The sequence below is a fragment of the Mycoplasma miroungigenitalium genome (assembly GCF_013008635.1).
GTDB lineage: Bacteria > Bacillota_I > Bacilli_A > Mycoplasmatales > Metamycoplasmataceae > Mycoplasmopsis > Mycoplasmopsis miroungigenitalium.
This window is the reverse complement of sequence record NZ_CP053096.1, coordinates 775513-801042: the sequence shown is the minus strand read 5'-3', so window position 1 is coordinate 801042 and position 25530 is coordinate 775513. Positions and strand designations below refer to the sequence as shown.

21 protein-coding genes are annotated in these 25530 nt (G+C 28.8%); 4 read left to right on the top strand and 17 right to left on the bottom strand.

Annotation, left to right across the window (positions count from 1 at the left end):
* Window positions 1-96: 96 nt before the first annotated feature.
* The 3 genes from HLA87_RS03525 to trpS are packed head-to-tail and all read right to left on the bottom strand — an operon-like array spanning window position 97 to window position 3261.
* Complete coding sequence (locus HLA87_RS03525) at window positions 97-495, bottom strand: MAG3450 family membrane protein (protein ID WP_171112005.1); 399 nt, start codon at window positions 493-495, stop codon at window positions 97-99.
* Window positions 488-2236, bottom strand: coding sequence for a threonine--tRNA ligase (gene thrS / locus HLA87_RS03520; protein WP_171112003.1), 1749 nt, complete (start codon window positions 2234-2236; stop codon window positions 488-490). Before thrS ends, HLA87_RS03525 begins: the two co-directional genes overlap by 8 nt.
* A gap of 8 nt (window positions 2237-2244) precedes the next feature.
* Window positions 2245-3261, bottom strand: a complete 1017-nt coding sequence (gene trpS / locus HLA87_RS03515; protein WP_336508858.1) for a tryptophan--tRNA ligase — start codon at window positions 3259-3261, stop codon at window positions 2245-2247.
* A 246-nt stretch (window positions 3262-3507) separates the two neighbouring features.
* On the opposite strand from trpS, the gene HLA87_RS03510 reads away from it, so the two are divergent.
* Window positions 3508-3867, top strand: a complete 360-nt coding sequence (locus HLA87_RS03510; RefSeq protein ID WP_171112001.1) for a PTS sugar transporter subunit IIA — start codon at window positions 3508-3510, stop codon at window positions 3865-3867.
* Window positions 3868-3959: 92 nt separating this feature from the next.
* Here HLA87_RS03510 and HLA87_RS03505 read toward each other — a convergent pair whose 3' ends face one another.
* The 8 genes from HLA87_RS03505 to topA form a co-directional block, all read right to left on the bottom strand.
* Entirely contained in the window at window positions 3960-5006 is a 1047-nt protein-coding gene (locus HLA87_RS03505; protein WP_171111998.1) for a ZIP family metal transporter, read from the bottom strand.
* Window positions 4999-5568 (bottom strand): hypothetical protein, encoded by a 570-nt coding sequence (locus HLA87_RS03500; protein ID WP_171111996.1) that lies wholly within the window; start codon window positions 5566-5568, stop codon window positions 4999-5001. The genes HLA87_RS03505 and HLA87_RS03500 overlap by 8 nt, the downstream gene beginning before the upstream one ends.
* A gap of 2 nt (window positions 5569-5570) precedes the next feature.
* On the bottom strand, window positions 5571-7478 hold the full coding sequence (locus tag HLA87_RS03495; RefSeq protein WP_171111994.1) for an MAG3240 family lipoprotein: 1908 nt from the start codon (window positions 7476-7478) through the stop codon (window positions 5571-5573).
* Entirely contained in the window at window positions 7468-9627 is a 2160-nt protein-coding gene (locus HLA87_RS03490; protein WP_171111992.1) for an OppA family ABC transporter substrate-binding lipoprotein, read from the bottom strand. Before HLA87_RS03490 ends, HLA87_RS03495 begins: the two co-directional genes overlap by 11 nt.
* Window positions 9620-10711, bottom strand: a complete 1092-nt coding sequence (locus HLA87_RS03485; protein ID WP_171111991.1) for an ABC transporter permease subunit — start codon at window positions 10709-10711, stop codon at window positions 9620-9622. The genes HLA87_RS03490 and HLA87_RS03485 overlap by 8 nt, the downstream gene beginning before the upstream one ends.
* Complete coding sequence (locus HLA87_RS03480) at window positions 10699-11544, bottom strand: ABC transporter permease subunit (protein WP_171111989.1); 846 nt, start codon at window positions 11542-11544, stop codon at window positions 10699-10701. Before HLA87_RS03480 ends, HLA87_RS03485 begins: the two co-directional genes overlap by 13 nt.
* 172 nt (window positions 11545-11716) lie before the next feature.
* Entirely contained in the window at window positions 11717-14569 is a 2853-nt protein-coding gene (locus HLA87_RS03475) for a C1 family peptidase (RefSeq protein WP_171111987.1), read from the bottom strand.
* A 147-nt stretch (window positions 14570-14716) separates the two neighbouring features.
* Window positions 14717-16528, bottom strand: coding sequence for a type I DNA topoisomerase (topA, locus tag HLA87_RS03470; protein ID WP_171111985.1), 1812 nt, complete (start codon window positions 16526-16528; stop codon window positions 14717-14719).
* Window positions 16529-16848: 320 nt separating this feature from the next.
* On the opposite strand from topA, the gene rpsF reads away from it, so the two are divergent.
* From rpsF to rpsR, 3 genes are read left to right on the top strand one after another with little or no spacing between them, the layout of a single operon-like run.
* Window positions 16849-17274, top strand: coding sequence for a 30S ribosomal protein S6 (gene rpsF, locus HLA87_RS03465; protein WP_171111983.1), 426 nt, complete (start codon window positions 16849-16851; stop codon window positions 17272-17274).
* Between the two features lie 24 nt (window positions 17275-17298).
* Complete coding sequence (locus HLA87_RS03460; protein WP_171111981.1) at window positions 17299-17811, top strand: single-stranded DNA-binding protein; 513 nt, start codon at window positions 17299-17301, stop codon at window positions 17809-17811.
* Window positions 17812-17819: 8 nt separating this feature from the next.
* Entirely contained in the window at window positions 17820-18089 is a 270-nt protein-coding gene (gene rpsR, locus HLA87_RS03455; protein ID WP_171111979.1) for a 30S ribosomal protein S18, read from the top strand.
* A 72-nt stretch (window positions 18090-18161) separates the two neighbouring features.
* Here the strand turns inward: rpsR and HLA87_RS03450 are convergent, their stop codons facing one another.
* The 6 genes from HLA87_RS03450 to HLA87_RS03425 form a co-directional block, all read right to left on the bottom strand.
* Window positions 18162-18620: an L-threonylcarbamoyladenylate synthase gene (locus HLA87_RS03450; RefSeq protein ID WP_171111977.1), complete on the bottom strand. Its 459-nt coding sequence runs from the start codon at window positions 18618-18620 to the stop codon at window positions 18162-18164.
* 16 nt (window positions 18621-18636) lie between these two features.
* Window positions 18637-21006: a UU173 family protein gene (locus tag HLA87_RS03445; RefSeq protein WP_171111975.1), complete on the bottom strand. Its 2370-nt coding sequence runs from the start codon at window positions 21004-21006 to the stop codon at window positions 18637-18639.
* Window positions 20975-21820: an MAGa7180 family putative nuclease gene (locus HLA87_RS03440; protein ID WP_171111973.1), complete on the bottom strand. Its 846-nt coding sequence runs from the start codon at window positions 21818-21820 to the stop codon at window positions 20975-20977. The genes HLA87_RS03445 and HLA87_RS03440 overlap by 32 nt, the downstream gene beginning before the upstream one ends.
* A 170-nt stretch (window positions 21821-21990) precedes the next feature.
* The gene (locus HLA87_RS03435) at window positions 21991-23346 is read right to left on the bottom strand and encodes a hypothetical protein (RefSeq protein WP_171111971.1); all 1356 of its coding nucleotides are present in this window, start codon (window positions 23344-23346) and stop codon (window positions 21991-21993) included.
* A gap of 160 nt (window positions 23347-23506) precedes the next feature.
* On the bottom strand, window positions 23507-23944 hold the full coding sequence (locus HLA87_RS03430) for an MAG0130/MAG3770 family membrane protein (protein WP_171111969.1): 438 nt from the start codon (window positions 23942-23944) through the stop codon (window positions 23507-23509).
* Window positions 23937-25475 carry a TrkH family potassium uptake protein gene (locus HLA87_RS03425; protein WP_171111966.1) on the bottom strand — a complete coding sequence of 513 codons (1539 nt, stop codon included), beginning with the start codon at window positions 25473-25475 and terminating at the stop codon, window positions 23937-23939. The genes HLA87_RS03430 and HLA87_RS03425 overlap by 8 nt, the downstream gene beginning before the upstream one ends.
* Between the last annotated feature and the right edge of the window lie 55 nt (window positions 25476-25530).

Here is a 25530-nt window from a genome sequence, read left to right as displayed (position 1 = left end):
AAATGGAAGCGACGACTTACATAAACCACAACAATAATTAAACTAATTGCGCAGCTAATGCTGCGTTTTTTGTTACGCATATAAAAACCAAGCCGTTTAATTGGCTTGAGTTTTTGAATTCTTTATCCATGTATTTAAGGCAGTAATTATAAAATGACTAATAATCGTTGATAAAATAGCCACTACAAGTGAAATAATTACTCTTAAAGAAATATTTAATGAAGTAAAGGAAGTAAAAATCATTGCTAAAAACATCAATCCTATTGGAACTATGTAAGTCATTGACTTCAAGTTAATTATTCTAAAGTAAATCAAAATAGCGCCCAAAGTTAATGAAACAATAAAAATGGCGAAAGGTACAAAAATAATAACTCAATAATTAAAAATCTTTTGACCTTGAAAATCTTTAGTACCTATTAGCCACATAATTAATAAAGGTAATACTTCCAGCAAAGAAATGAAAAATATTGCTCTTAAAGGTGCGTATTTATTCATAATGTACTTTTTGTTTGTTTAACATTGAAATAAATTCATCTAAAGTTACGGTATTGGTTTCGTTTTCACCGTATTTTCTATATGAAATTGTTTTATCCTTAGTTTCTTGTTCACCAAGAATAACTTGATATTTAGATTTAGAAATTTGTGCTTCACGAATCTTTTTGTTCAAACGTTCATCGCGATCATCTAATTTTACACGGAAATCATGAGCAAATAACTCATTAGTAATTTGTTGAGCGTATTCAATATTTTCCTCTAGATTTACTGGAATGACTGTAATTTGTTTTGGAGCCAATCAGAAAGGCAATACTCCTTTAGTTTGTTCGAGCAAGATGGCAACAAAACGTTCGTAAGTACCGATTAGACCACGGTGAATCATTACTGGACGAGCGTCAGCACCGTTTTTATCTGTATATTTAAGGTCAAATTTCATTGGTTGTAAAAAGTCCAGTTGAATTGTTGCTACAGTGATTTCATGACCTAGCGCAGTGTGAATTTGAATATCAATTTTAGGCCCATAGAATGCAGCTTCGCCAGGAATAGCTTCATATTTAACATTTAACGAATCAAGAGCGTCTTTAAGCATCTTTTCGCTTTTTTGTCACATTTGTTCATCATCGAAATATTTTTCTTTATCTTGAGGGTCTCTTAAAGAAAGAGAAATAAAGCTAATTTGTGTTTTGAATAATTTTAAGGTTTCATCGATTTGACTATACATACGGACAATTTCATCATAAATTTGATCTTCGCGCACATACAAGTGACCTTCAGTTAGCAACATACCTCTCACACGTTCCAAACCAGTTAAGGCTCCTGATTTTTCATAACGGTACAACATTGATTGTTCAGAATATCTAATTGGTAAATCACGGTAAGACCTTTTTTCTAAACCATAACAAACGTTGTGGTGCGGACAAGTCATTGGTCTAGGAATTAAACGTTCATTTTCAACTATTAACGGTGCGAACATGTCATCTTTATAGTGTGCTAAGTGACCAGAAATACGATAAAGTTCTTCATTACCAAAATGAGGCGTTAAAACTTCAGTGAAACCGTATTTACGATCCATTTTTAATACTAAATTTCTAATTTCATTGTGAATATACATTCCATCTTCTAATCAAATTGGAAAACCTTGACCTGTTAATGGGTGCAAGGCAAAGATTTTAAGGTCTTTACCTATTTTTCGGTGGTCACGCTCTTTACGATCTTTTAGCAATTCTAAATAATTATCTAATTCTTGTTTAGATTCTCATGATGTTCCATAAATACGTGTTAGTTGAATATTATCTGAGTTCCCTCGTCAATAAGCACCGGCCAATGATAATAATTTGAAATTTTTCAGATTCTTTGTGCTTTCAATATGACCTCCAGCACATAAATCTTTAAAAACTATTTCGTGATTCAACGGATCTTGCAAGGCGTAAAATGTAATAGTTTCACCGCGTTGTTTTAATTCGTCATAAAGTTCTTTTTTATATGGTTTATCAGTAAAATCATATTCAGATTCAGGAATTTGAATAGTTACTAAATTACGCGATGATAATTTTTTCATCAATTTTTCAATCTTGTTTAATTCTTGGTCACTGATTGCTTCAGGGAATTCAAAATCATAATAGAATCCTTCATCAGTAGCTGGACCAAATCCCAATTTAACACCAGGATATAGTTTTTCAACAGCTGCGCCTAAAAGATGCGAACATGTATGGTTTAATAATTTATTTGCTTGTACTTTCATTTTTACCTCTAATTAAAGCCCATCTTATGAGCTAGTTCCTTTACTATTGGACCACAAATTTCTTTAGCTTTCAGTGCTCCTTGCTTAGTAACTTCATCTATTTGTTGTTTTGCAATTTCATAGTTTTTTTGTATCTTGATTAATTCATTTTTTACAATCTCGGCAACGGCAGTTTTAAATTCAACATAATTAGCATTAGTGAATTTTTCTTCAGCTTCTTTTAAAGTTATTTCAGCTAGTGATGCGTAAATATTTAATAGATTTAACACGCCAGGCTTATCTTCTGAAATATAAACCTTATTTTCAGAATCGGTTACTGCTTTCATAATTTTCTTGTAGGCCAATTCAGGGTCATCATGTAAGTAGATTGTACCTTTTGTTGATTTATCACTTTTAGACATTTTTGATTCAGGGTTGGTTAGTGATTTGATTCTGGCGCCAACCGGTGGGATTACACCATTTGGGATTTTAAATCTAGTTTTATATTTTTTATTTAATCTTTCGCCAATTGTTCTGGTTAATTCTAAATGTTGTTTTTGATCCTCACCAATAGGCACTACATCCGCATTATAAATCAATATATCGGCTGCCATTAAAACAGGATACATCAATAAACCAACCGGTATTTTTTCAGTACCATTATCTTGTTTTTCTAATTTCTGCGCTTTATCTTTAAATTGAGTCATACGATTTAATTCACCAAGAGATACTTCTGACGTCATTAATCATTGCGCGTATGCGTGTTCGTATAAATCTGACTGATAAAATATATTAGCTTTCTTCGGATCCAAACCACAAGCAAGATACATTGTCACTATTTCCCTACGAGCTTGTAAATTTTCTTTTGGATTTACGGCACCGGTTGTCAGTCCATGTAAATCTGCTACAAAGTAATATGCATCGTAATCCTCTTGCATTTTAACAAAGTTTTTTAAAGCTCCGATGTAATTACCAAGAGTTAAATCACCAGTTGGTTTAATGCCACTAATTAAACGTTGTTTCATCAGCACCCCCATTAAATTCATAAATATAATTGTAAATTATATTACAATGTTACCATTAAGCTAATTAATATTAATAGAAATACCTATTAGTATTAAAGTTTTGTTTTTAATCAATCATCGCAAAACTACCAATTGTAGATATTATTCATTAGTATGAAATTTACGAATTATATTGAAATTAGGGTAAAAGAGTTTTATCACTAATTTAAATTTAACAAAATGATTCTTTATTAAGAGTATGGATAAAACTGTTGGTATAATAGTTACATGACAAAAAAAGATAAATTTATTATTGCAATGTTAACAATTTTTACACTTGGTTTTTGTTGACTATATTGATCTCAAAAAAACAAAAAACAAGCCCTTGTTTTACAAGGGAAAGAAAATGTGAAAATTTCGTTCAATCAATCCAATGAATTAGTTAATCTTTTGGGCGGAGATGGTAATATACTTAATCTAGAAGCTAAAGGCTCGAAATTAATAATTGAAGTTTTAAATAAAGAAAATGTTATGTTAGCTAAAATCTTAGAAAAAAACATTGCCACAGGTGCGTTCGTAAACGCAAATAAAGTAACATTAATAATGGGCGAGCATGCAGCGGCATATGCCAAATCGATGACTATCTAATAATTAATCTTGAATTATTTCAAGATTTTTTTACCAAAATACACGTTTAACACTAAAAATAGACAAATAAAATAGGGCTATCCCCTATTAAATTATTTAAGATTTAAAGACCCATGAGTGTGGAAACAAAGAATTAAAATCGTAAATATGATTCCTAAGAAAAACATAATTAAAGTAATAATCCATTTATGTTTTTTCATATTATTGTGGTAAAACTCAGGTAAAAATTCAATCATAGCTGTAAATACCATTACACTACCCACAACTGACATAATAAATGCTTTCAATCATGGAATTGTATCGATTAAATCGCCTCCAAACAAACCAATAAAAATAAATGGAATTATTAATGATAGCGCGCCAATCGAATTCAATACTGCAAAAACTGGTTTAATACCCATTTCACGTTGACGATAGAAAAAGACAACTTCTTCAGGTATTGTGTGTAATACGAAAGAAACAAAGAACGCAACTGATATAGCATTTACATTCGAGTAAACAATTAAGTTATTTAAACTGATACCAATTAATAATCCCTCGGGAATTCTGTGTCCTAAAAGTAGAATTAATGCGGTTCATTTGTTTTTAACTTTAGGGTTACTTTCTTTAACATCTGCAATATCATTTTTATTTCAAATATGATCTGCGTGAGTATGTTGATGTTGATGTTCGCCCACATGGTGACCCTCTTCATGAGTGTGGACGAAAACAGAGTTGTTTAGCTTATATTTTTTCTTGATTGTGCTGTAAACTACAAATTTTATTGTGAATGCACTAATAATACCTAACAAAGCACCGCCAACAATTACCAGAATATTGTATAAATAAATATTTTTTGGTGGAATATTGGTCCCTTTTAAACCGGCACCGGTACTTGTTATTTCAATCGCTTCTCTTAAGTAACCAAAAGAACCAAGAATTATAAACATACCAGTAATAAACGAATATAAGTAAATCGAAAATTCTTTTTTAGGTTTTTTGATAATTAGTGGGACAATAGTGGCGACCAAAATTGGGATGCAAAGTAGAATTATTGAAACAATCAGACCAAAAATGAATTTCGAAATTGATTCACTTGCGTGAGTATAAGAGAGGGCGTTATTCAACCAAGTATAGAGTTGATTTAATTTATTATCCATTATTTTTCTCCAAATCTAACTCAAAATTGTGTGTAAAGTAATAAAGGGGCTCACTGGGTTTCTTTGAATCGAAGTTTTTTGATGCAAATTTAGCTTTAAAAGTTAATTTATTATTTTCTAATTTTATAAAGGAATTATCACCTTCTATTAATTGCATTTCAAAACGCAACACTTTTGTATGATCTTTAAACACATCATTAATTATTTCTTCATGAATGTGATCATAGGCACCACCGGCAACATCCCACCCAGAGTGCGGGCGAGTAGCAACAAGCGATATTCTGAGTTTATTTTGAATAAATTTTTCAGCATCTTGCTTGGTTTTGATGTCTTTAATTTCGGGAATAATAATATTTTCTATAGCTTTACTTGAATAATTTTGTTTAAAAGTAACTTTAATAGTTTCGGTCTTAATATTTTTGGGATTTGAAATTGTTGTTTCAAAATCACTGAAATTTCAATCATCAGCATGTTCATTAAATGTACCATCTAAGCAACTTGCAGATAAGGCAACGGGGCAAAAAATTGAAATTGGAGTTAAAAACATCAGTATTTTTTTCATTTTTATTCCTTTCAGTCAAAATAATCAATGATATTATTTTGATTTTTTAAATTCTTTTGTGAATTTTTTAATAAATAATCAATATTAGTATTGACTATATTATAGTTACTTATCTGTTTGTTAATCTTAGTGAAGTCAGTACCATTGAACCCATACCATTTTATGATTTTGTTGCGATTAAAGTCATTTAACATAGAATTTTTATTTTTATCCAAAAAATCAACCTTAAGCAATACACAACCGGGTTCATTACTTAATCCTAAATATTTTACATTAATATCGTCAATTAAATCATTCTTATTATTACCATTACCAATTAGATATTTAAATACATCGATTCCTAATTTAGTTTTTAATTGTTCAATTAAAATAGTATTATGTTCTACATTGTGAGCTTCATATTTCGTCATAACTCTATTGTTGAATAAAGTTAGATTATCTTTTAATTTGTAAACTTGTAAACTTAGTAGTTTTAACAGCATTTTTTCATAGAACTCATTAGGGTCGATAACTTTAGTTATTTTATTTATCTTTCCCTTACCCAAATTCTCATCTCAGCCGTATCCGTAAATATTATTACTATTTCAATCTGTGTTTAGGTTTGTTTTATATCCGGCAAAAGTATGGTAGTGCGAATTAATGTCGATTGAATATCATTTATAAAATTTAATTGATCCGTCTAGTTTAGTAACCTTAATTTTCAACTCAATTAATGACAATGAATCATTTAGATATTTCTCATTAATTTTCTTATCAACGATTTCATATTTCAAATCAACATTTTTCCGGTGTTCTGGCACCACTATTTCAAAGTACTTTTCATCATTTTTTAAGAATCATAAAAATGATCTAGCACTAACTTTATTGTATAAATAAGTCGGATTGACATATAACTCATATTGATTGTTTTCTAAAGATAAAGGATTAATATATTTTAGTATCGTAATATCATCATAGAAAACATTGACATATTCATTGAATAAAACCTCATTATCATCAATATCTAAAGTGTGTTTAAAATCACTAATTGAATTATAATCCCTAAATAATGAATTATATTTTTTCACATTATCATCATTGTAAGGAATTAAATAATCCTGATTTAATTGTCCAATAATGAATTTTTGATTTCTTAATTTTTCGCTGAGCAATGATTTACCATCAGCATCCAGAAAATTAATAGTTACAACAGGTGCGTTTTTATGATATCTCCCCTCATTTGATTCAATAAAATTAACGACTGAAATTTTTACCTTTTGAATTGGTTTTAAACTACCAAAGTCAAATCTTTTAAGTTCAAATAATATTAAATCTTCTCAGTAACTAATTTGTTCTTTGTTTTTAACTCAAGCCTTCGCTCTGATTCAGTTAGGAGTTATAAAATTTGGTATAGTGATATTTAATTGATCATTAATTGTTGATGTGGAAATTCTTTTAATGATGCTATTAATATCTGGAAAGTCAATATTTAAATCTTGGTCAAAGATATAATCATAATGTTCGAATAAAAGATCGTAATTGTCAATGGTCGACTTGTTTTTATCGACCATAATATATTTCCAATTTTGTACTTTGTCATTGATTAAATGTAAACCTAATTTAGCTATGGGTTTGTAATTCAAATACTTATAAAGTGATAAATGTTTGTTTTTTGTTTTAACTAAAATATCATTGTCTTTAAAAGTTATATCAGATGAATTAAGTTTGTCAGATTTCGCATTAAGTAAAGGACGAAATTTATTCAATATTTTAAGTTGTTCAATAGTAAATTTATTTAAAATAGATTCATTAGTATTCAACCCATATTTTAACTCTTTGTTAATCTTAACGTCAAAATCATTATTACAGCTGGCTGCAATAATACAAGGACTTATTAAAAAAGGTATAATGGTTAAATTTTTAATTTTCATAATCTTCTTTCGACACCGTGATATCCTCAAAGTATATTAAATTATCATCACGTGTTGGTTTATGTATTCACGATTGAACGAGTTCATATTTAAAATCGTCTAAGTCAACATTATTTTTGGTGTTATATGTAGGTGTTAATAATATTTTTAATTCAGTAATCATATTAATAATGTCGTAGTAATTAAATTTAGAATGTAACTTAAAAGCAAATTCACTCATATTTGATTCATAATCAGCCGGTTCCCAATTATTAACAGTTTCTAAAATCTGTTGGGGATTTATTTTAAAATATTCAGCAAAAAATTCTTTAAACTTAATCAAATATTTAAACTTCATATTCTCAATATAAGGCAGTGAATTTATAAAATTTTTATTATCTAGAGTTAATAATTGAATGAAGAAGTCAATTGTGTTATTGGCATTAAATGTTATTTTTTCATAATAATCATCGACAGTTTTATCATTAGTATCAACTATTTTTATAATTAATCTCTCATCAATTTCTGAAAATATTTCATTTATCACTTCTAAGGTCTTGAAATCAAACGCTTTAATATCGAAAGGTATAATCATTGTAATTGTTTGTTTTGATGACAAATTGTAATCATGATAAAACTTATTCAGCAACATATTAATATTATTTTTAATTTCATCAAATCAACGAGATTTTAATTGAATTTTTAAATCTAAATAACTATCTTTCTTGTAATAATCTTCTTTTAAAATTTGTGAATAATACTCAATTTTCTGTGATTTCGTAAAAATTACCGACTTATTTAAATGATCTATTGCATCCAGTATCCTAATATAGTTAGTATTTTTTGCATTAGAAATCAAGGCGTTAGGCGAAATTAAATTATCATAATATTGTGTCTTATATAGGTTGAAATTTAAAGTGAACTTGTTTATTATTTGTTGTAAATTATTTCTTAACTCAAAACCTCTACCATTATAAAAAGCTGATTCGTTTTTACTGATTCCATCAAACTCATACATGAATTTATCATATAAATCTATATCACCAATATTTGATAAAGTTTTAAATCTAGGCAATAACACATTTATTGAAGAATTGTTTTTAGTTTGAACTATATTCAATTTGACACCATTAATTTGTGATTTAAAATCCCGTATGTATTTGTTTTGTTGTAAATTATCAAATTTATCTATAGTTTGAGATGTAATTAAACCCTGTTCATATTCATTCATCAAGTGAATTCTATGAGTTTGCAATTCAACACTTCCTACAGGATTATATTTCAAAATAACTTTTTTGAGATCCTGATGCAAATTTGCAATATACTCCGTATGTTTTAAGTCATTAATTATTAAACTATATGCGCCAGCAGATCATTCATTATCTCTATAAGCAGTAAAGATTTTATTGTTAGCAAGTTCATTTAATAATAAGTCAACATTGGTTACTTCTGCCATATTAAATTTAAATTCACTATCAGAAAAATTATTATTTAAAACTAAGCTGTCTTTAATATCAAAACCTAATAATGATAAATGTTTAAGATTTTTTCTAGTTAAATTAGCTGCTTTGATTGATTTGAGCACATCTAATCCTGTAACTTTTGAGTTTGTTTTTTGACCTTTATCAAATCAAAATAAATCGGATTTAATATGAAAAATGACTTGTTTAGAATTCAATAAACAATTTGTGAAATTTTCTGAATTGATTGACTTAGGATTAGCCGAAACTAAATTGTAAATATAATTCTTATACCCACGGTTAATGTCGACCTTTGTTAACTTGCTAGGGTTCTTAAATTCATCTTCAGAGTCTGTATCAAAAAGACGTATTTGGCCATCATTAGTTATTATCGTTATTTTGTCAATAATTCCAAATTTACGGAATTTTCCAACTATTCCATTTTTTTCAAAATATTTATTTAAATAATCATATTTTGCTTCGCCAACAAATTTATATCTGAATATATAATTGCCAACCAACGAGTCATGTAAAGTGTTTTTATAATCTCAAACACCACCTGTTTTAGGTAGATTTAAATATGTATCATTGACACCATTTTTTTCCAGAACATACACATTTTTAGCAATATTTTGTCTCGTTGTGCATCCCAGTACAGTTAAAGGAATTACACATAAAGGTAATATTGCTGATAAATATCTTTTACTCATCTGACCCCCTAAAATTTATATAACTATTATTCAAACCGAATGCAAGAAATTTAAATCCAAACATTAATCCAGTTATTAATACAAATAGAGTCACCAAATATCAAGGATTAATCGAAATTAAATCTAATGCTTCTTTAATTACAGTACCAAGGGTTAGTGTTGATGTATCAATCGAAAAAATTGATATTGCAGTATATGCTAAGAAAATCAAACTTAATTGTTCGGTGGCTTGAATTAATTGATGAAGAAATACTGGTTTAAAAACTGTTCTGATTAGTAAATCAAAGTTACTAAAACCGACAGATTTATCAGCATTGATAAATTCATTTTCTAGTATTTCACATGTTTTTTGATAGGAACTAATAAATAATGTTATTGTAGAAATTACAGAAAAAATTATTATTGCATTTACAACGGTATTTTTAACTAATAAAAAGACGATTACCGAGATGAAGATATAAGGTATCAAAGCAAACGTTGAAAAAATTTTTTCGATAATTTGAGAGATAGATTTTTTAAAATAGATTGCAGTTAAAGAACCTAAAATAATTGATAAAAATACAGATATAACTGCAGCCGAAACTGAAATTATGATTAAATTAATTAATGTTGAAATCAATCTAGCGAAAATATCAATACCTTGTGAATTGGTTCCTAATAAGTGGAGTTTAGTATCACCAAATATTTTATATGCGTTAAAGGTAACGGAATAAGATATCAGTCCGTCTTTATCGTCAATGATTTTATCTATAAATACTGAATCCTTATTGTATTTAGCAAATTCTCGAAACACATTAAGTTCATCACTTTCGGGCAAAATCAAAGTTTTTCATGGTCTTAATGAACTAGGTAATTCGGAATTAAGTGAGTAAGCATCATTGATAGTTTTATATGAACTAGCACTATAAAATAATAACGATGAAATTAAGAATATGGAGATCAATAATAAAACTATTAAAGAAATAATCGAAAGTTTTGATGAGAAAAATTTTCTTCAATATCTTCTATTAGAAGAAACAGGAACAACTGTTCCAACTTGTTTGGATGGATGTTTACCAAAATCAAAATTATTTATTTGTTTCATTTTAAACCTCCAATTCTATAGTTTTTAACTATTTTGGATGTATCCAAAAAATAAATAGACAATTCACAAACAGCTTTAATCAAGCCAATCACTGAAATATTAATCAAAATTGAAAACATTAATAAATTAAAATATTGTGGCTGGCCTAAATATTGAAAAATAAACGATTGACCAGGGGCATAAAAGAAACGTTCAAGAATCATTGCATATGTCGTTAAGAAAATATAGAATAGCACAATATTTTGAAGCGCTTTTACGATTCAATTTCTTATAACCACAGTAACAAAAATTTTATATTGACTGAAACCGTTTGCGCGAGATCAAGCGTAATATTCACTTTGTAAAATTTCTTTTAGAATAGGATAATTAATTGCGACCACTAATGGTGTAATAACAATAGTTAAAATTAATATTGGAACAATTAATGACAAGAATGTTAATCAAAAACTGTTGAAATAAGTATCAATATAAATACTTGGCAACCCAACTAATTTATTAAAACCGATAGCTATCGGTCCTAAAATAAATATAGGTACCGAACTAAATATAAAAATTAAGATATTTAAAGTACTAGTTATTGCATTTTTATTATTTTTTGCTAATTTATATGATATTGCAAAACCAATATTGAAGCTTATTGCAAAACTTATTAAAACAACTAATAATGTGAAATTAAAGTAAGGAACATAGACATCAAAAACAGAAATACTTGAAGAATTTACTTCAATATTCCCATAATTAAAACTTAAAATACTTCTCAAAAATTCAAATCCAAATTTAGTTTGATAATCCGTTACCAAACTATAACCTAATGCTCAATGGATTAATAACATAGCAAGCACTATGACTATAAAATTAATTGCTATGTTCTTTAAAATGTATATTAAATAATTTAGAAATTTCATTTAGTCCGTTTCTACATATAGTTATTATATTAAATATTTAATATATTATCAATTTAATATTAATATTTATTTAAAATAACAAAAAAACAACCGCAATTAGCTATTTACGATTGTTTTTAGCTTTAGTTTTGAGATAAATTGTAATAAAAAGTAAGACTAAAATTATTAAACTGATAGCGCTAGATGTGATTATAATTGTGTTTTTATTAAACTTTTTTTGAACCTTTTTTTGTTTAATTTCCAAAACATGACGATTACTATTCTTAGGTCGCTGTTTGTTTTTATCACCGTCGCTAATCTCAATGATATTTACTTTGTTATTATTGTTTTGTTTAACATGTGACACATCGTTTTGTTTATTTGGATTATCAGTCACTTCTTTATTAGGAATCGAATTACCTTCTTTTGATTCACTATTTTGTATGGAATCATTTAAATTTGGCTTCACAATTAGTGGGTACACTATTTTTTCAATATGCAATAAATTACTTATATAAATATTTGTGTTTTCGGTAGGCTCGATTCGAGCTCGAATATAAAATTCGTCTAGTTTATTAATATCCTCTTGACTAATCTTATTTTTTGCATCAGAATCTGAATAAAATTCAAATATTACCGGTAAATCTAAATCATTTTTAGCTGTGATAAAATTTTTATTTACAGCAACATAAAATAAGTATGGAGTGGACTTATTTATCGTAAAATTTTTATAAATAACACCTTCAAATTTACCTATGCCTATTATCTTTATTGTTCCAATACCTGCATTCTTATTATTTTCATACTCTACTATAAAATCAGTGTTTCTAGTTAAAATTAACCCATTTAATTCAATACTCACTTTAGGTGTCAATTCTTTATTTACATATTCAAATGAATTATTTTCTAAAATAATATTAGCATTAGAAATATTAATTGGAATAACACTCGATTTAATCTTATCAACATCTCTAAACTCTAACCATAGAGCGTTAAAACTTTGATCAATTTCTTTAACTATTGGTAAGGGTGCATTTTTGACTAAAACAGTTCTGAAATAAGTTTGACGGAGATTGTATACATCGGCGCCTGTATATTTCAGTATTTGTTCAGTGTTGAAACCGTCATGTATTTTCTGGTCTGGATTGCTTCATCATAACCCGAATTTAGTTAAATTTAAATCTCCAAATTTATCTATATTTTTATCTGTTTGAATATACAAGATTTTATTCTCGTAATCAAATATTGAATTTGGAATATTAGTTAAATCTGGGTTTAAACCAACTTTTATACCGTAATAATTTTCGTTTCCTCCGCCATATTCTCCAAGACCTTTAACTTTAACTACACCATATCCAATAATATTATTATCATGATAATTTGACCCTTTATTTCCATAAAGATGTTCCTCAACAGTGAAATCATAATCATATTTGTATCTTAATAATTTACCACCATAATATACTTTTGGAATAGATTTGAATGTATCTTTATTATGTCTCAATACATTTTGTTCTAATAACACTCTTGAATATTTAAGGTCCTTTACAACAGAAGTATTAAGAATTGCTTTATTGACCGTATAAGCTTTAATTCTGGCGCTGTAATTATCGTTTGCACCAATTAAACCATTTTCTCATTTTCCGTTTAAATAATAGTATGACAAGTCATTTGTTGATTTTTCATTAGACCACAGAATTACAGCATTATTCGCACTATTTTTAACCTCAACGACAACACTGAAATACTGACCCTGAACCAATTCTATTTCTTTATCTAATTCAATAGTTCTCACACCACCGTGCCTAAAATGTTTTGTTTGTTCCACAACTAATTTCGATTCATCAATAGGGTTATTTATAGAATCTTTAGGATTCGCTTTATTGGCTTTTATATTGTTATAAATCTTAACTGAAACATCGAACTCACTTGGTTTTTCGTCATACGACTGAAATGCAACATTAATTGCTTTTAAATACTCTTTCCTGTCTGGTAAATTATTCAAAACAGGGAAGATATTAGCTGCTTTAGATATTTTTTCGCCGTTTGGAGATTCAACGCCTAAACTCATACCGTCATAGTGATATAAATTATCGTATTTAGAACTAGACACGTAATTATAAGAGTAAACTTTACGAATAGGCAATTCATAAGAAATATATGCAAAACCCTGATCGTGAAAATGTGTGCCTCATGAATTTTTAATTATTCACGCACCGTTTTTAATTGGTTGCTGAGAGAAATTCTCCTTTGCAACGTCATCATCTCAACCAATAATTGTGCTAACATGGTCTGTATCGGTATCATTGTGATTTATAAATTTTCCTGTTTCACCCAAACCTTTTCAGCTTATAGTTGCTGATCCATATTTGGCTACTGCCATTTTAATATCAGAAATGTTATCTCTATCCAGTTGAATTAAATCAGTAATTTTAGCAATAGGTTCTTGGTTTTTTTCGTTGAATAAATCATTTTTTGAATCAACTTGAATGATTGGACTGTTTCAATTAAATAGTGTCAATCCAGATAATAAAGAATGTTCTGCGCTGTCTCACTTCACATTCTTGGTAATATCGTCGGTTGTTAATCCTGTGTAATCAATGTTGCGACCACGATTTTTATGATAATAAGCAAAATTCTTTTCATTCAAATCGAGTTCCTTATCATCTTGATTTACATATAACCCTTTTAATAGAATATTAGTTTCAGCTGCCGACATTTGCGCATAAGATCAACAAATGTCTTGACTTTCTTGATTTTTAACAGATGTTACAATGCCATAATCTCTTGAATCAAAACGTTTAAGTTTAGACAATTGATATGGATTGGCTTTTCTTAGTTCTTCCAATGTTTTAGGTGGCAAAATATCAGTTTGATCATGAGAAAAACTGGCAGAAATAACACCCAAAGGTAAAGTTGATACCAATGGTAATAATCATTTAGAAAAAAATAATTTCTTAATTTTCTTTATCATTTTCTATTTCCTTGATCATACATTTAATACTAAACATTTGAATTTTAAACTAATAATTAAATCTTAATAAAAAAATAACAACTAATAATTTAACTAAATTAGTCGTTATTTTTCCTAAAACAAAACAAAAATGAGTGTTTTGGTAAATTATTTTTCGTAATTCTTAGCGAATTTACATTTTGGGAAATTGGGACAACCAATGAATTTATTGCCATATCTGTTTTTTCTAATGATAAGTTCCGCTCCATCTTGTGGACATTTTTCGTTAGCAAATTCGTATGAAATTGTTGTGTGTTCCATTGTTTTTTCAGCTTCATCATAAACTCTATTGAAGTTGTCTCAAAACTCTTGCATAACCGGTTTCAAATCAACTTTGCTCTGAGCGATTAAGTCCAACTCTTCTTCAACTTGAGCAGTGTAACCTTCCTCGATTATTTTTGGGAATGATTCAGTTAATTTGTCCATAACGATACGACCAAATTCAGTAGGATGTAGAGCCCCGTTAATATTTTCAGCATATTCACGATCTAGAACAATTTTTACTGTTGAAGCAAATGTTGAGGGACGTCCAACTTTTATATTATCCAAAGCTTCGATCAATGAACCTTCACTATATCTTGAAGGTGGGTTTGTTTGGTGATCGGTTACTTCAAATTTCTCAACCGAAATCACTTGACCTTCACTGTAATTAGGATCTTCAACTTCTTCGCGTTCACCTTTAACTACGTAATAACCATTAAACAAAATTTTAGAGGTTGTTAATCTAAATTTCAAACCTTGTTTATCAAAAACATAAGCTTTAGACATTCTAATAGGTACATTAATTAATGCTTGTAGTGTGTGTTCATAAATTAATTTATAAACTTGGTAGTCATAATTATTTAATTTAAACTTATTTTTTGCTTCTTCAGGAGTTAATGTAATGTCTGTAGGTCTAATAGCTTCGTGGGCGTCTTGATCACCCGAAAAACCTTTGATTTCCTCTGAAACATATTCTTTACCATATTTAATTTTAATATATTTACGTGCGTTATCTATAAAATATTGACTTAATCTAGTCGAATCTGTACGTGGATAACTAATTAAACCGCCATCTCCATATCCTTCATATAAATTTTGAGCTGCTCTTTGTGTTGATTGCGAAGAAAAAGGTGATTTTTTATATAAAACAGCTTGTTTTAATGGTGTTATAGCGCCCATTTTTTTTCTTGTTTCTTTTATGCTTTCAACAACTAATGAATTTGGTTGTGCAAATATTTTTTCAGATATTTCATCCTTTTCTTCTGGATAAATTCAATCTTTTTCACCGCTTGGGTTACTATCATTGTAATAATCTGCCTTGAAATTTTCATTGATGTAAGCACAAGCTTTATGATAATCTCTTGGAATAAAAGCTTCAATTAATTTTTCTCTATCAACAATTAATTTCAATGCTATCGATTGAACTCTACCAGCTGATGGTTTTGTCGGAGAGTTAGAAAGTTTTTGTTTCATTAATTTGCTTAGTTTGAAACCAATAATTCTATCCAACATACGACGTGCTTTTTGGGCATCGATTAATGCTTCATCAAGTTTTCCTGGGTGTGAAATAGCTTTTAAAATTGCATCTTTGGTTATTTCATTGTATTTAATACGAGAGTATTTATCCTGAATGTCTAAATACTTAACCAAGTGATCTCCGATAGCTTCTCCTTCTCGGTCAGGGTCAGTTGCAATGAAAACCTCATCAGCTTTTTTAACGGCTGACTTAAGTTTTTTAACAGTGCTTTTTTTTGTAGAATCAATCACATATACAGGTTCTCATTCATCAATCTTAATACCCATGATTGTATTGCCAATTGTTCTGGTTGAAAGTTTAGCAATATGGCCAACTGATGCTAGAACATCAAAATCATCTCCTAAATATTTTTTTATGGTTGCCACTTTATTTGGCGATTCAACAATAACTAATTTACTCATAATATTAAATTTACCACATAATTTAACTTTGTATATTAAGTTTGCTAAAAAAAGCTTATAAATTTAAATAGAATTGCATTTTAATGATTTTACGTTTCAACCATATTAAACAGTCAGTATTTTTACAAAAAACACTGAAAAATAACTCAAATAAGTGTATAGAAAATTTAGATTCGGAACGTATAAAAATCTATTATTTACATCGAAAATATTAATTAATAATATTGATTTTGTTTTTTTAAATCTTAATATATAATAACCATGAGTAAATATTAATTACTCCTTGGTCGTATGACCCAGATGTCCATAAGGAGGATAAAATGCATAAATATGAAATTATGATGCTCCTAGATCCTAAAGCTAACCACGAAATTGGATTCGAGTTAGTTGAAAGTGTCTTTGGAAAATCAAACATCATTAAGGCAGAAAAACTAGAAAACACAACTCTAGCTTATCCAGTAAACCATTCAACACAAGGACAATATCTTTTAATTCAACTAAACGGAGAAGCTTCATTAGTGGCTGAATTCGTTCGTCGTTCAAATATCTCTAAAGAAATTTGAAGACAATTAGTTATCAATTTAGATACAGAAAAAGGTTTAGGCAAAGAAAGAAAGACTTGAGCTGGCAAAAAAGTTTATAATCCAGCCGAAAAATCTGAAAGAAGACCTTTCAAAAAATCTTACGATGCAGAATCAAAAGTTGAAAGAAAACCTAGAACACCAAAAGCTGAAAAAGCTGAATAATTAACCAATTAGAAATGAGGAAATATGAATAAAGTATTACTGGTTGGAAGAATCGCTAACGATATTAGAGGTTTTACTACCCCTAGTGGCGTTAATTGATGTAGAACTTCTGTCGCAGTTACAAGAAGAACAAATTCAACCGAACCAATTACAGATTTTATACCATTAGTAGCCTGAAGAGCCACCGCTGATTTTATGTCAAAATACTTGACAAAAGGATCGTTAGTGTCTATTGAAGGTTCATTTACGACAGGTTCATACAATGGCCAAAATGGAGTTGTTAGAACCTATGAAGTTACAGTTGAAACAATTAACTCTTTGGAATCTCGTCAACAACGTGAAAGAAGAGCAGCAGATACTTCAAACATCGATAATTCATTTAATCCTCAAAGAAATCAAACTACATTTAGTGGATCATCAAAACCTACATCAAATTATAGCGCTACAGATACACAGGTATTTAATACACCAACATCTAACGCTAATGAAGCAAAACATAACTTTGCCGTATTTGATGAAGATGACGATTTACAATAGGAACTAAAATGGCAAAATTCCGTTCAAAAAAACCTGCTTTCAACAGACGTCGTAGAAGCTTAATCGCTGACTTAAACCTAAATTACATTGATTACAAAGATATTGAATTGCTAAATAAATTCGTTACAAACACAGGTCAAATTAAACCGCGTGCTTTAACAGGATTATCAGCAAAAGACCAAAGAAAAGTTGCAATGGCAATCAAAAGAGCTCGTTTCATGGCTCTAATGCCTTACGCTAAAGAACGTGTACGTGTTGTAAACAACCCTACACACTAATATTTTTAGTTAATAACACCAAAATCTGGTGTTATTTTTTTTAAAAAAATGTGAGTTTAACTCACATTAAAATTATCTTATTCACTCTTTGGAATCAACATTATAAATTCGACTTGCTTTACCTGAAACTTGACCAAAATTAAAAACATTTGTTATTTGAGGGAAAACAATTTTAGCTTGATTAATCTGAATTGGTTCTTGACCCGAAATATTGGCACTTGTAACATACATTGGACCATTTTTTAATAAGAACTCATTAAGTTTTGGATGATTCGGCATTCTGAAACCTTGATTATTGACAACAATACTTACTGCACCAGGTCAAAACTTCAATGCTACATTATTTGCTTCTTCGTTTCATTCCTTGAATTTTTGAGCTTGCTCCAATGAACCAACTAAAATCATTATTTTTTTATGAGCCGGACGTTGTTTAAGCTCATAAATAGTTTCCAAAGTTTCTTCACTAATTGGTCCGCCGATACCACAAACAGTGTCTGTGGTTGTTATAAAAATTTTTTCATACTTGTTCATAATACTTCCATCTTAATTATTTAATTGATACTTTAATAAGTTTTTTACTATCAAAATCAACTGCCAATTTCTCATTTTTATTTAATTCAAACTCAAAACCGTAAATCTCTGGAAATACATCCGCAATAAAGCCTAGGATGAATTCGTAAACAACAATCATTGCAACAACGTCATTGTGACAATACTCTTTTAATTTTTCGACCTTAGCAGCTCACTCATTATCTTTGGTGCAATTGGCATTTCTGTTTACGGCTAGCTCTAGTGCCATAGAACCATTTTTGATTTCTAATCCGGCATACTCTTTAATTTTTCAACGATATTGATAACCACTTTTAGTGATTAATTTTTCAAGTTTTTTAATACTTGTGTAACCAAGTAGTTCCATTATTCGAATAGTTTTTAATTCTTTATCAGCAAACGTGTTGCGACGATATTTGTCGCAGATTTTTTTATAATCATCTAGATTTCCTTCAAATTCTTTAAGATTTAATTTGAATGACGGTTTGTGATACTCGTTATATTTTATATATTGTGAGACATAAAACACTTGATCTGTTATATCAGTTTTGGTTGTAAAACACTCTAATAAATCGAATGTATTATCATAAATATGTTTAACTAAAATTTCAAAATCTAACCACGAATCAAATCCACGTGCTCTCATTTGATTTACAAATTCAACATCAGCGGTATTATTTTGGTCAAAATTATCATAACGCTGTTTGACCAAGTCTCTGATTTCTAAGTTTCTTGTGTTTTCGTAATTTTTATTGAAAACAACATATTTATCTGCTGAACTATGAACTCTAATTATTACATCGACTAAATCTATAAGTTCTAAGTTCTTGGGGTCTTTAATAACATCTTCTTCTGAAACAACCTGACCATTTTGTGTAATAATCACAGAAACTTGATGAGGAACTTGCCTTCACGATTTAAGCCCATCAAAAATTGGAATTAACGAGCTAACTCCTTCATAGTCATATCAGACAATTTTCAAATCCTTAATCATTAATTCACTGATTAATTCTAGAGCTTTATTTGTGAAATAATTCGGAAAGCTATATAACTTATCGACAATAAATTTGTGTTTATCAATATGATTTTGGTCTAATATCTTTAATGAATTACCTGTGCCACCATTGCCTGATGAATAAACATAGTGCGGTCCTAAATATAGATTTTTAATTGTATTCAACTCTTTATTCTTACCTCAACCGGTCGAATCGGTAGATAAATCGAAAATCAATTCACCATTTTGTTTTATTGAATAAACAGGTTTAGTAATTTTACTTGCATCAATTATTTTTGAAATAGATTGGTCAAATTCTTCATATTTAGCTTCTTTTAAATTAACGGTAAGATCTGGGATAAACAATTCATTATTTTTGATATTATCTAGAATTTTAGTTGAAAATATTGTAACGTCTTTGGATTTCGGGTTATCAAAAACAAATCCTAGTTTAAATGAATTATAAACGCTTGCCTTCACTCCTTCATAATTCGACTGCGAATGGGCTAATCCAGAATTAATTAAATCACGAACAATCAATTTATTTGTGTCTTTAGTTAAACTTATTCCTTCTCTTTTAACTGAAGAAGCGCTAGCGCTCGAAAAAGACCCATCAACTGTGCGAAATGTAATTCTTCCTTTTTTATCGTTATCGAAATCAAAAATAACGAATTTTATGTTATTAATTTTAATACCAGATTTTAGAGCAACATTATAAGTAAAATAAGCTTTTAGATAATCATCTATATTAGTAGAGCTTTTCATTTTTTGAAAATATAAAGTGCAATGTTCTTTACAATATGCGAAGCAAGTTGCTTTAACAACAAAATTAGCGTCACCTTTTTTTGCTAGATAACAAAATGTTGGATCTAATAGTAATGTTTTGTTCTTATCTACAAAAAAATCATTTAAAAATTCATCAGCTAAATGTAGCTGAGTAACCGGAAAAACTCTTTGCATATAAGATGTCGATAAATTATCTCCATGGTATTTAATCAAATAATCACAAGCTTGTTTATATGCCGTTGTGAACATGTTCTGATTTTCCATTTTGTAATTTCACTCACTAGTAAAAAAGCTTTTGGCCATGTCACTTAAATATTTATTATCGTAATAAGATTCTTCTTCATCATCATTAAGTTCTTTTAAAAAATCGAACTGATGTAATGGCTCGTTATCTGATGAAGAATCAATCGCAGAATCTAAAAACAATTTGAAACCGTTAATGTCAACATTGGGAATGATTGAATTCCCTTCTGAGTCCTTTTCAGATCAAATGAAATAAGGTTGACTTGTGTAATATGTTTTGAATTGGCTAAAAGAAATAACTTTTGTATTATCTTTATTTAACTTGTCAGAACTCAATATCTTCATCTACATCTCCAAATCTTTTTCATTTATTGAATAATTCTTCTCATTCCTGTTCGTTATGACACATTAAATACTCGACAACTTTCGCATCGCGTCTAGCATCATATTTTGGGCTTATACCAGTTCTTGAATAATATTTTCAAAATTTTACAATTGTTTCTAAATCATCGCGTGCTTTGTTTTGGTCAACATCAAACATATATTGGGCAATATTTCTTTGATTTAAATCTATTAACTCAGGTTTTTCATAATCGCCTTCCTCTAAATAAGTAGCAACTATTGAATATCTTGGATATCCTAATAGATAGGCGTACAATTCAGCTTGTTTTCGATAATCTAATGGAACATTAAGATTGTTGTTTTGTTCTCAAATTGCTTGTTTTTTAGCTTGCACCGCTTTCATTTCTAATACTATTTTTTTTGAAGGTATCAATCCATCAGGAACTCCCCCGACGATGTCATGAGTTTCTTTAAAATAATCATAACCAACCTTTGAAGCTTCGATATGCTCGATATCAAGCTTTGGAAATTTCTTTTTCATCAAATCAAAAACCATTGGTTCGACAGCTTCACCGGCCTTCACATACTTTTTAACAAAAATTGGAGGCGCTAGTCTAGCCATGTGTAAAAATGCTAAAAATTGCCCTTTGAATGAGTCAGTTTCAAAAATATTGCCTATTGATGAGCCACCAAATTTTTTAAATCCTTTACCTGCAGGTTTACTTAATAAATCCTCATGATATTGAGTTCTTAATTTAAGTGTTTGATTAACCACGTCTAAATCGTAATCTACACCGTTATATTTTCTTTTTGCCATATTTACTCCTATATATTTTATAACATAAAATATATACTTTTTTATCATATTTCAAAGCACATTTTAAACTATTTTTAGTTTCCCAAATAAGCTAGTTTTCTATATCATTAGTCAAAAATTATAGAATTTAAAAATAAAAAAAATCGCCACAACGGCGATTTCTGATGTGATTAATTAACGTAATTAACTACTCAATGTGCAATTACGTAAATTCCACCCACGATTATTAATAATAAAATAATCAAGAATAATCAGAATAAAAGATCGTTTTGTCTTTTTGGGGCAGGAGTTTTGGCTGGTTCAACATCAACTGTTCTTGTCCGAGTCATTGTTAAAGTTTGATTGTCATTAAAAGGTAATAATTTAGTATCACCTAAAATTGATTCAGCTAGGTCAAACTTAACTGAATTCGATTCAGATTTAAATTCACCTTTTTCAAAATGGTAAGTTACAAAAGCAGTCTCTTTATTTATTGCGTTGATTTGCTCAATTTTTAAATCTAAAACAGAATCTGATTTAAATTGTTTAGTTTGAAATAGAATTGCATCATTATTATCTGTAATATCAGCATAAATTGAAGATAATGATACTAAGTTATTAAATTCTTCTTCTGTGATTGAAGGGACAAATGAGTCTTCAGCATAGATAATTTCTGTATTATCGTCAAGTTTTCTAAAATCAAATACACCTGTAATATCACTAGAAATTAAATTATCCTTTGAAAAATGCCCTTTGAAAAATGTGTGTTCTAAACCTTGAACATTAATTTCTTCTACTACAAAATTCAAGTCTTCGTTATCTGATTTTATACAGCAAGAATGTAAATCTAATGCAGTCATGTTCTTTTTAGTTTTAGCATAAACTTGTGCTGATTTAATCAATTCGCGGAATTGTTCTTCTGTGATTAAGTCATCAGATTCGTATAAAAATTCTGTTTCCGAAGTTAAATTAAAGTAAATAAATTTAGCGATACGTGGTTGTGATACAAATTTATCTTTTTCTAATGTATACTCAACAGTTGCTTTTTTATCACCGTTAACAGCAATTCATAAAACGTTTACATTAACATCGGCAGTTGATTTAATTGATTTTGAATTAATTAAAATAGGTAAGTTATTTCCGTTTAATTCAATATAAAGTTTTGAGTTATCGATTAATTTATTGAATTGTTCAAGTGTTAAAGGCTTAGTTTTCTTGGTAGGCACCTTGTCAACTAAGTCTTCTCTGTTAATAAATTCAATAACATCTTTATCTTCAATTTTTTCTTCTTTAACACGACCTAGAATCACCATACATTGTTCAACTGTAGCGCTCCCTCTAAAACACCCATCACGATGGAATCAAACCTTAGCAGGCGATTTTGTTTTTGAAGCTTTTTCAATAAAAGCATTTAAGGCTAACTCAAATGTTGCAAAATTATTATGAGTTTTTAAATTTTGTTTTTTTAAGTTGAAAGACATGTTTCTGTCTTTATCAAATTTTTCAGCTAAATAGAATTTAGCAAATAATGTTTTTTTAGTAGCCATTTTGTCCCCTTTAAATAATTATTATTTACAATATCATACAACAAATTACTATATTTAATTATAAATATAAGTATTTATTACTGAATTTGTCTCTAATGAGTTGCTAAAACTGACTAAATTCGCATCAAGAGCCGTAATTCAAAAAAAATAAAAGCAAACTCTAATTAGAATTTGCTAGCAAATTTATTAGTTTATATGAATCGAATTTATTAATTTTGCTAATCTTCTTATGAGAAATATTGTGTGTTCAAAGAGCTACTTTTGTATCGAAAATAATACTTAAATATCTTGGTTTATACTTGGTTCAAACTTTAGGATTATCTTGTCGATAAATACGTTCAATGATTAAACAAAAGCGAACATAATTTAGGTAAATATTGATTATTAATGCAGGCAAAAATAATATAAGGATTGAAACTAACGTTGCTCATCATGGAGTAATTAATTTGACACATGAAATAAGTGCAATGATAGCAATAATCAGTAAAATTAATATTACAAATAGAGAAATATTGAGTTTTTTACGACGGGCACATTTTACAAATGACTCAGTAATATTATTATCTATATCTAAGTCTGAATAACTTTGTCTAGCCAATCATTACCTCCTCATGAATATAATCATATTTATATGAGTAATTCTTTTTGCCGCCTCAAACCAAAACGGTTGAACTAATACCAAATTGACCTATAAACATAATTAAAATTATCACGAGTTTTGAAACAACATTCATATTAGAAGTGACGCCAACTGTTAACCCGCTAGTACCAAATGCACTTGAAACTTCAAACAATAAATGGGCAAAACCAAATTTATTGTGATCTAATTTGCCACCGTAATCTATGGTACTTGATGAAACTATTAATGCGCCAACAAACACCAAAAATACTGAAATAGAGAAAATAATAAAACTCATTTTAACAGTGTCATCATCAACTCTTCTTCTAAATGCCCGAACTGAAGGACGCCCGCTAATTTTTGAAGCAAGAGCAAGTATTAAGATGGCAATAGTTGTTGTACGAATACCGCCACCAGTAGAAACAGGACCTGCCCCAATAAACATTAATATCGACATCATAACTACACTCCCCATAGTTAAATGTTGTATATTAATGGTACTAAAACCTGCTGAACGAGTAGATAATGTTAGGAAAAGTGATTGTCAAATTTTTTCAGCTATATTTCCGTATTCTGCTTTATTTCAAAATGTCAGCATTTCATTTTTAGCACTAGCTTCAAATGTCAATATAACAATAAAGCCCACTACTGTAGTAATAAGGTAAGTGCTTGTTGAAATTTTTGTTATTAATTTAAAAACATATTTTTTATTTTTGCCTCTGTATTTTATTTTTATTTTTATGCAATTTAATAAATCATAAATAACTGGGTAACCAAGACCGCCAATAACGAATAAAATTACGAAAAATATTTGTAATTCTATATTGTGATAATAAGACATTAGCGAATTATCACCAATAATGTCAAATCCAGCATTGTTCAAGGCTGAAATTGTATGGAAGAAACCATATCTAAATGATAATGCCCAATCTCCTTGCGAAGCAATGAAATCTCCGTGTAACTTGATATCGCCAGCAACTTTGGGTTCAGCCAAATAAAAGTACACGCTTAAAGCAAATCCGGCAATTATTGTAATAATTAATAAAGCAGAAACAGAATTAATTATTACTCGTTTATTTTGGCCAAAATTATCTCCCCCGCGTTCGTGGGCTAAAATTTCCATATCTGTAATTGAATTTTTAGCTTTAGGAAACAATAAAGTAAAGAAAAATATTTTTAAGGCAAAAATACCAATTCCTCCAGCCAAAATTAAAAATGCTATGACTGCCTGACCGAACATATTTCAAGTTTTTCAACTAGTTTTGGTTACCAAACCAGTGTCACTAAAAGCTGATGCAGTTGTAAATAAAGCATCAATGTAGGATATTTTATCAGTTGTTTGGTGCGTAATTGGACTTCATAAAACTAAACTTGCTAAAATTATTATTGCTAAATAAGTTATCAAAATGATACGAACATTTGATACTTTTTTTAATCAATAAAAAAATGAAGTAAGATTTTGTTTAAACCTAGAATTACGTCAGCGTGTTTCTCAATTTGGTTTTTTCATAAACATATTTTAATACATTAAACAATAAATATTCATTTTTAAACTATAATTTAGA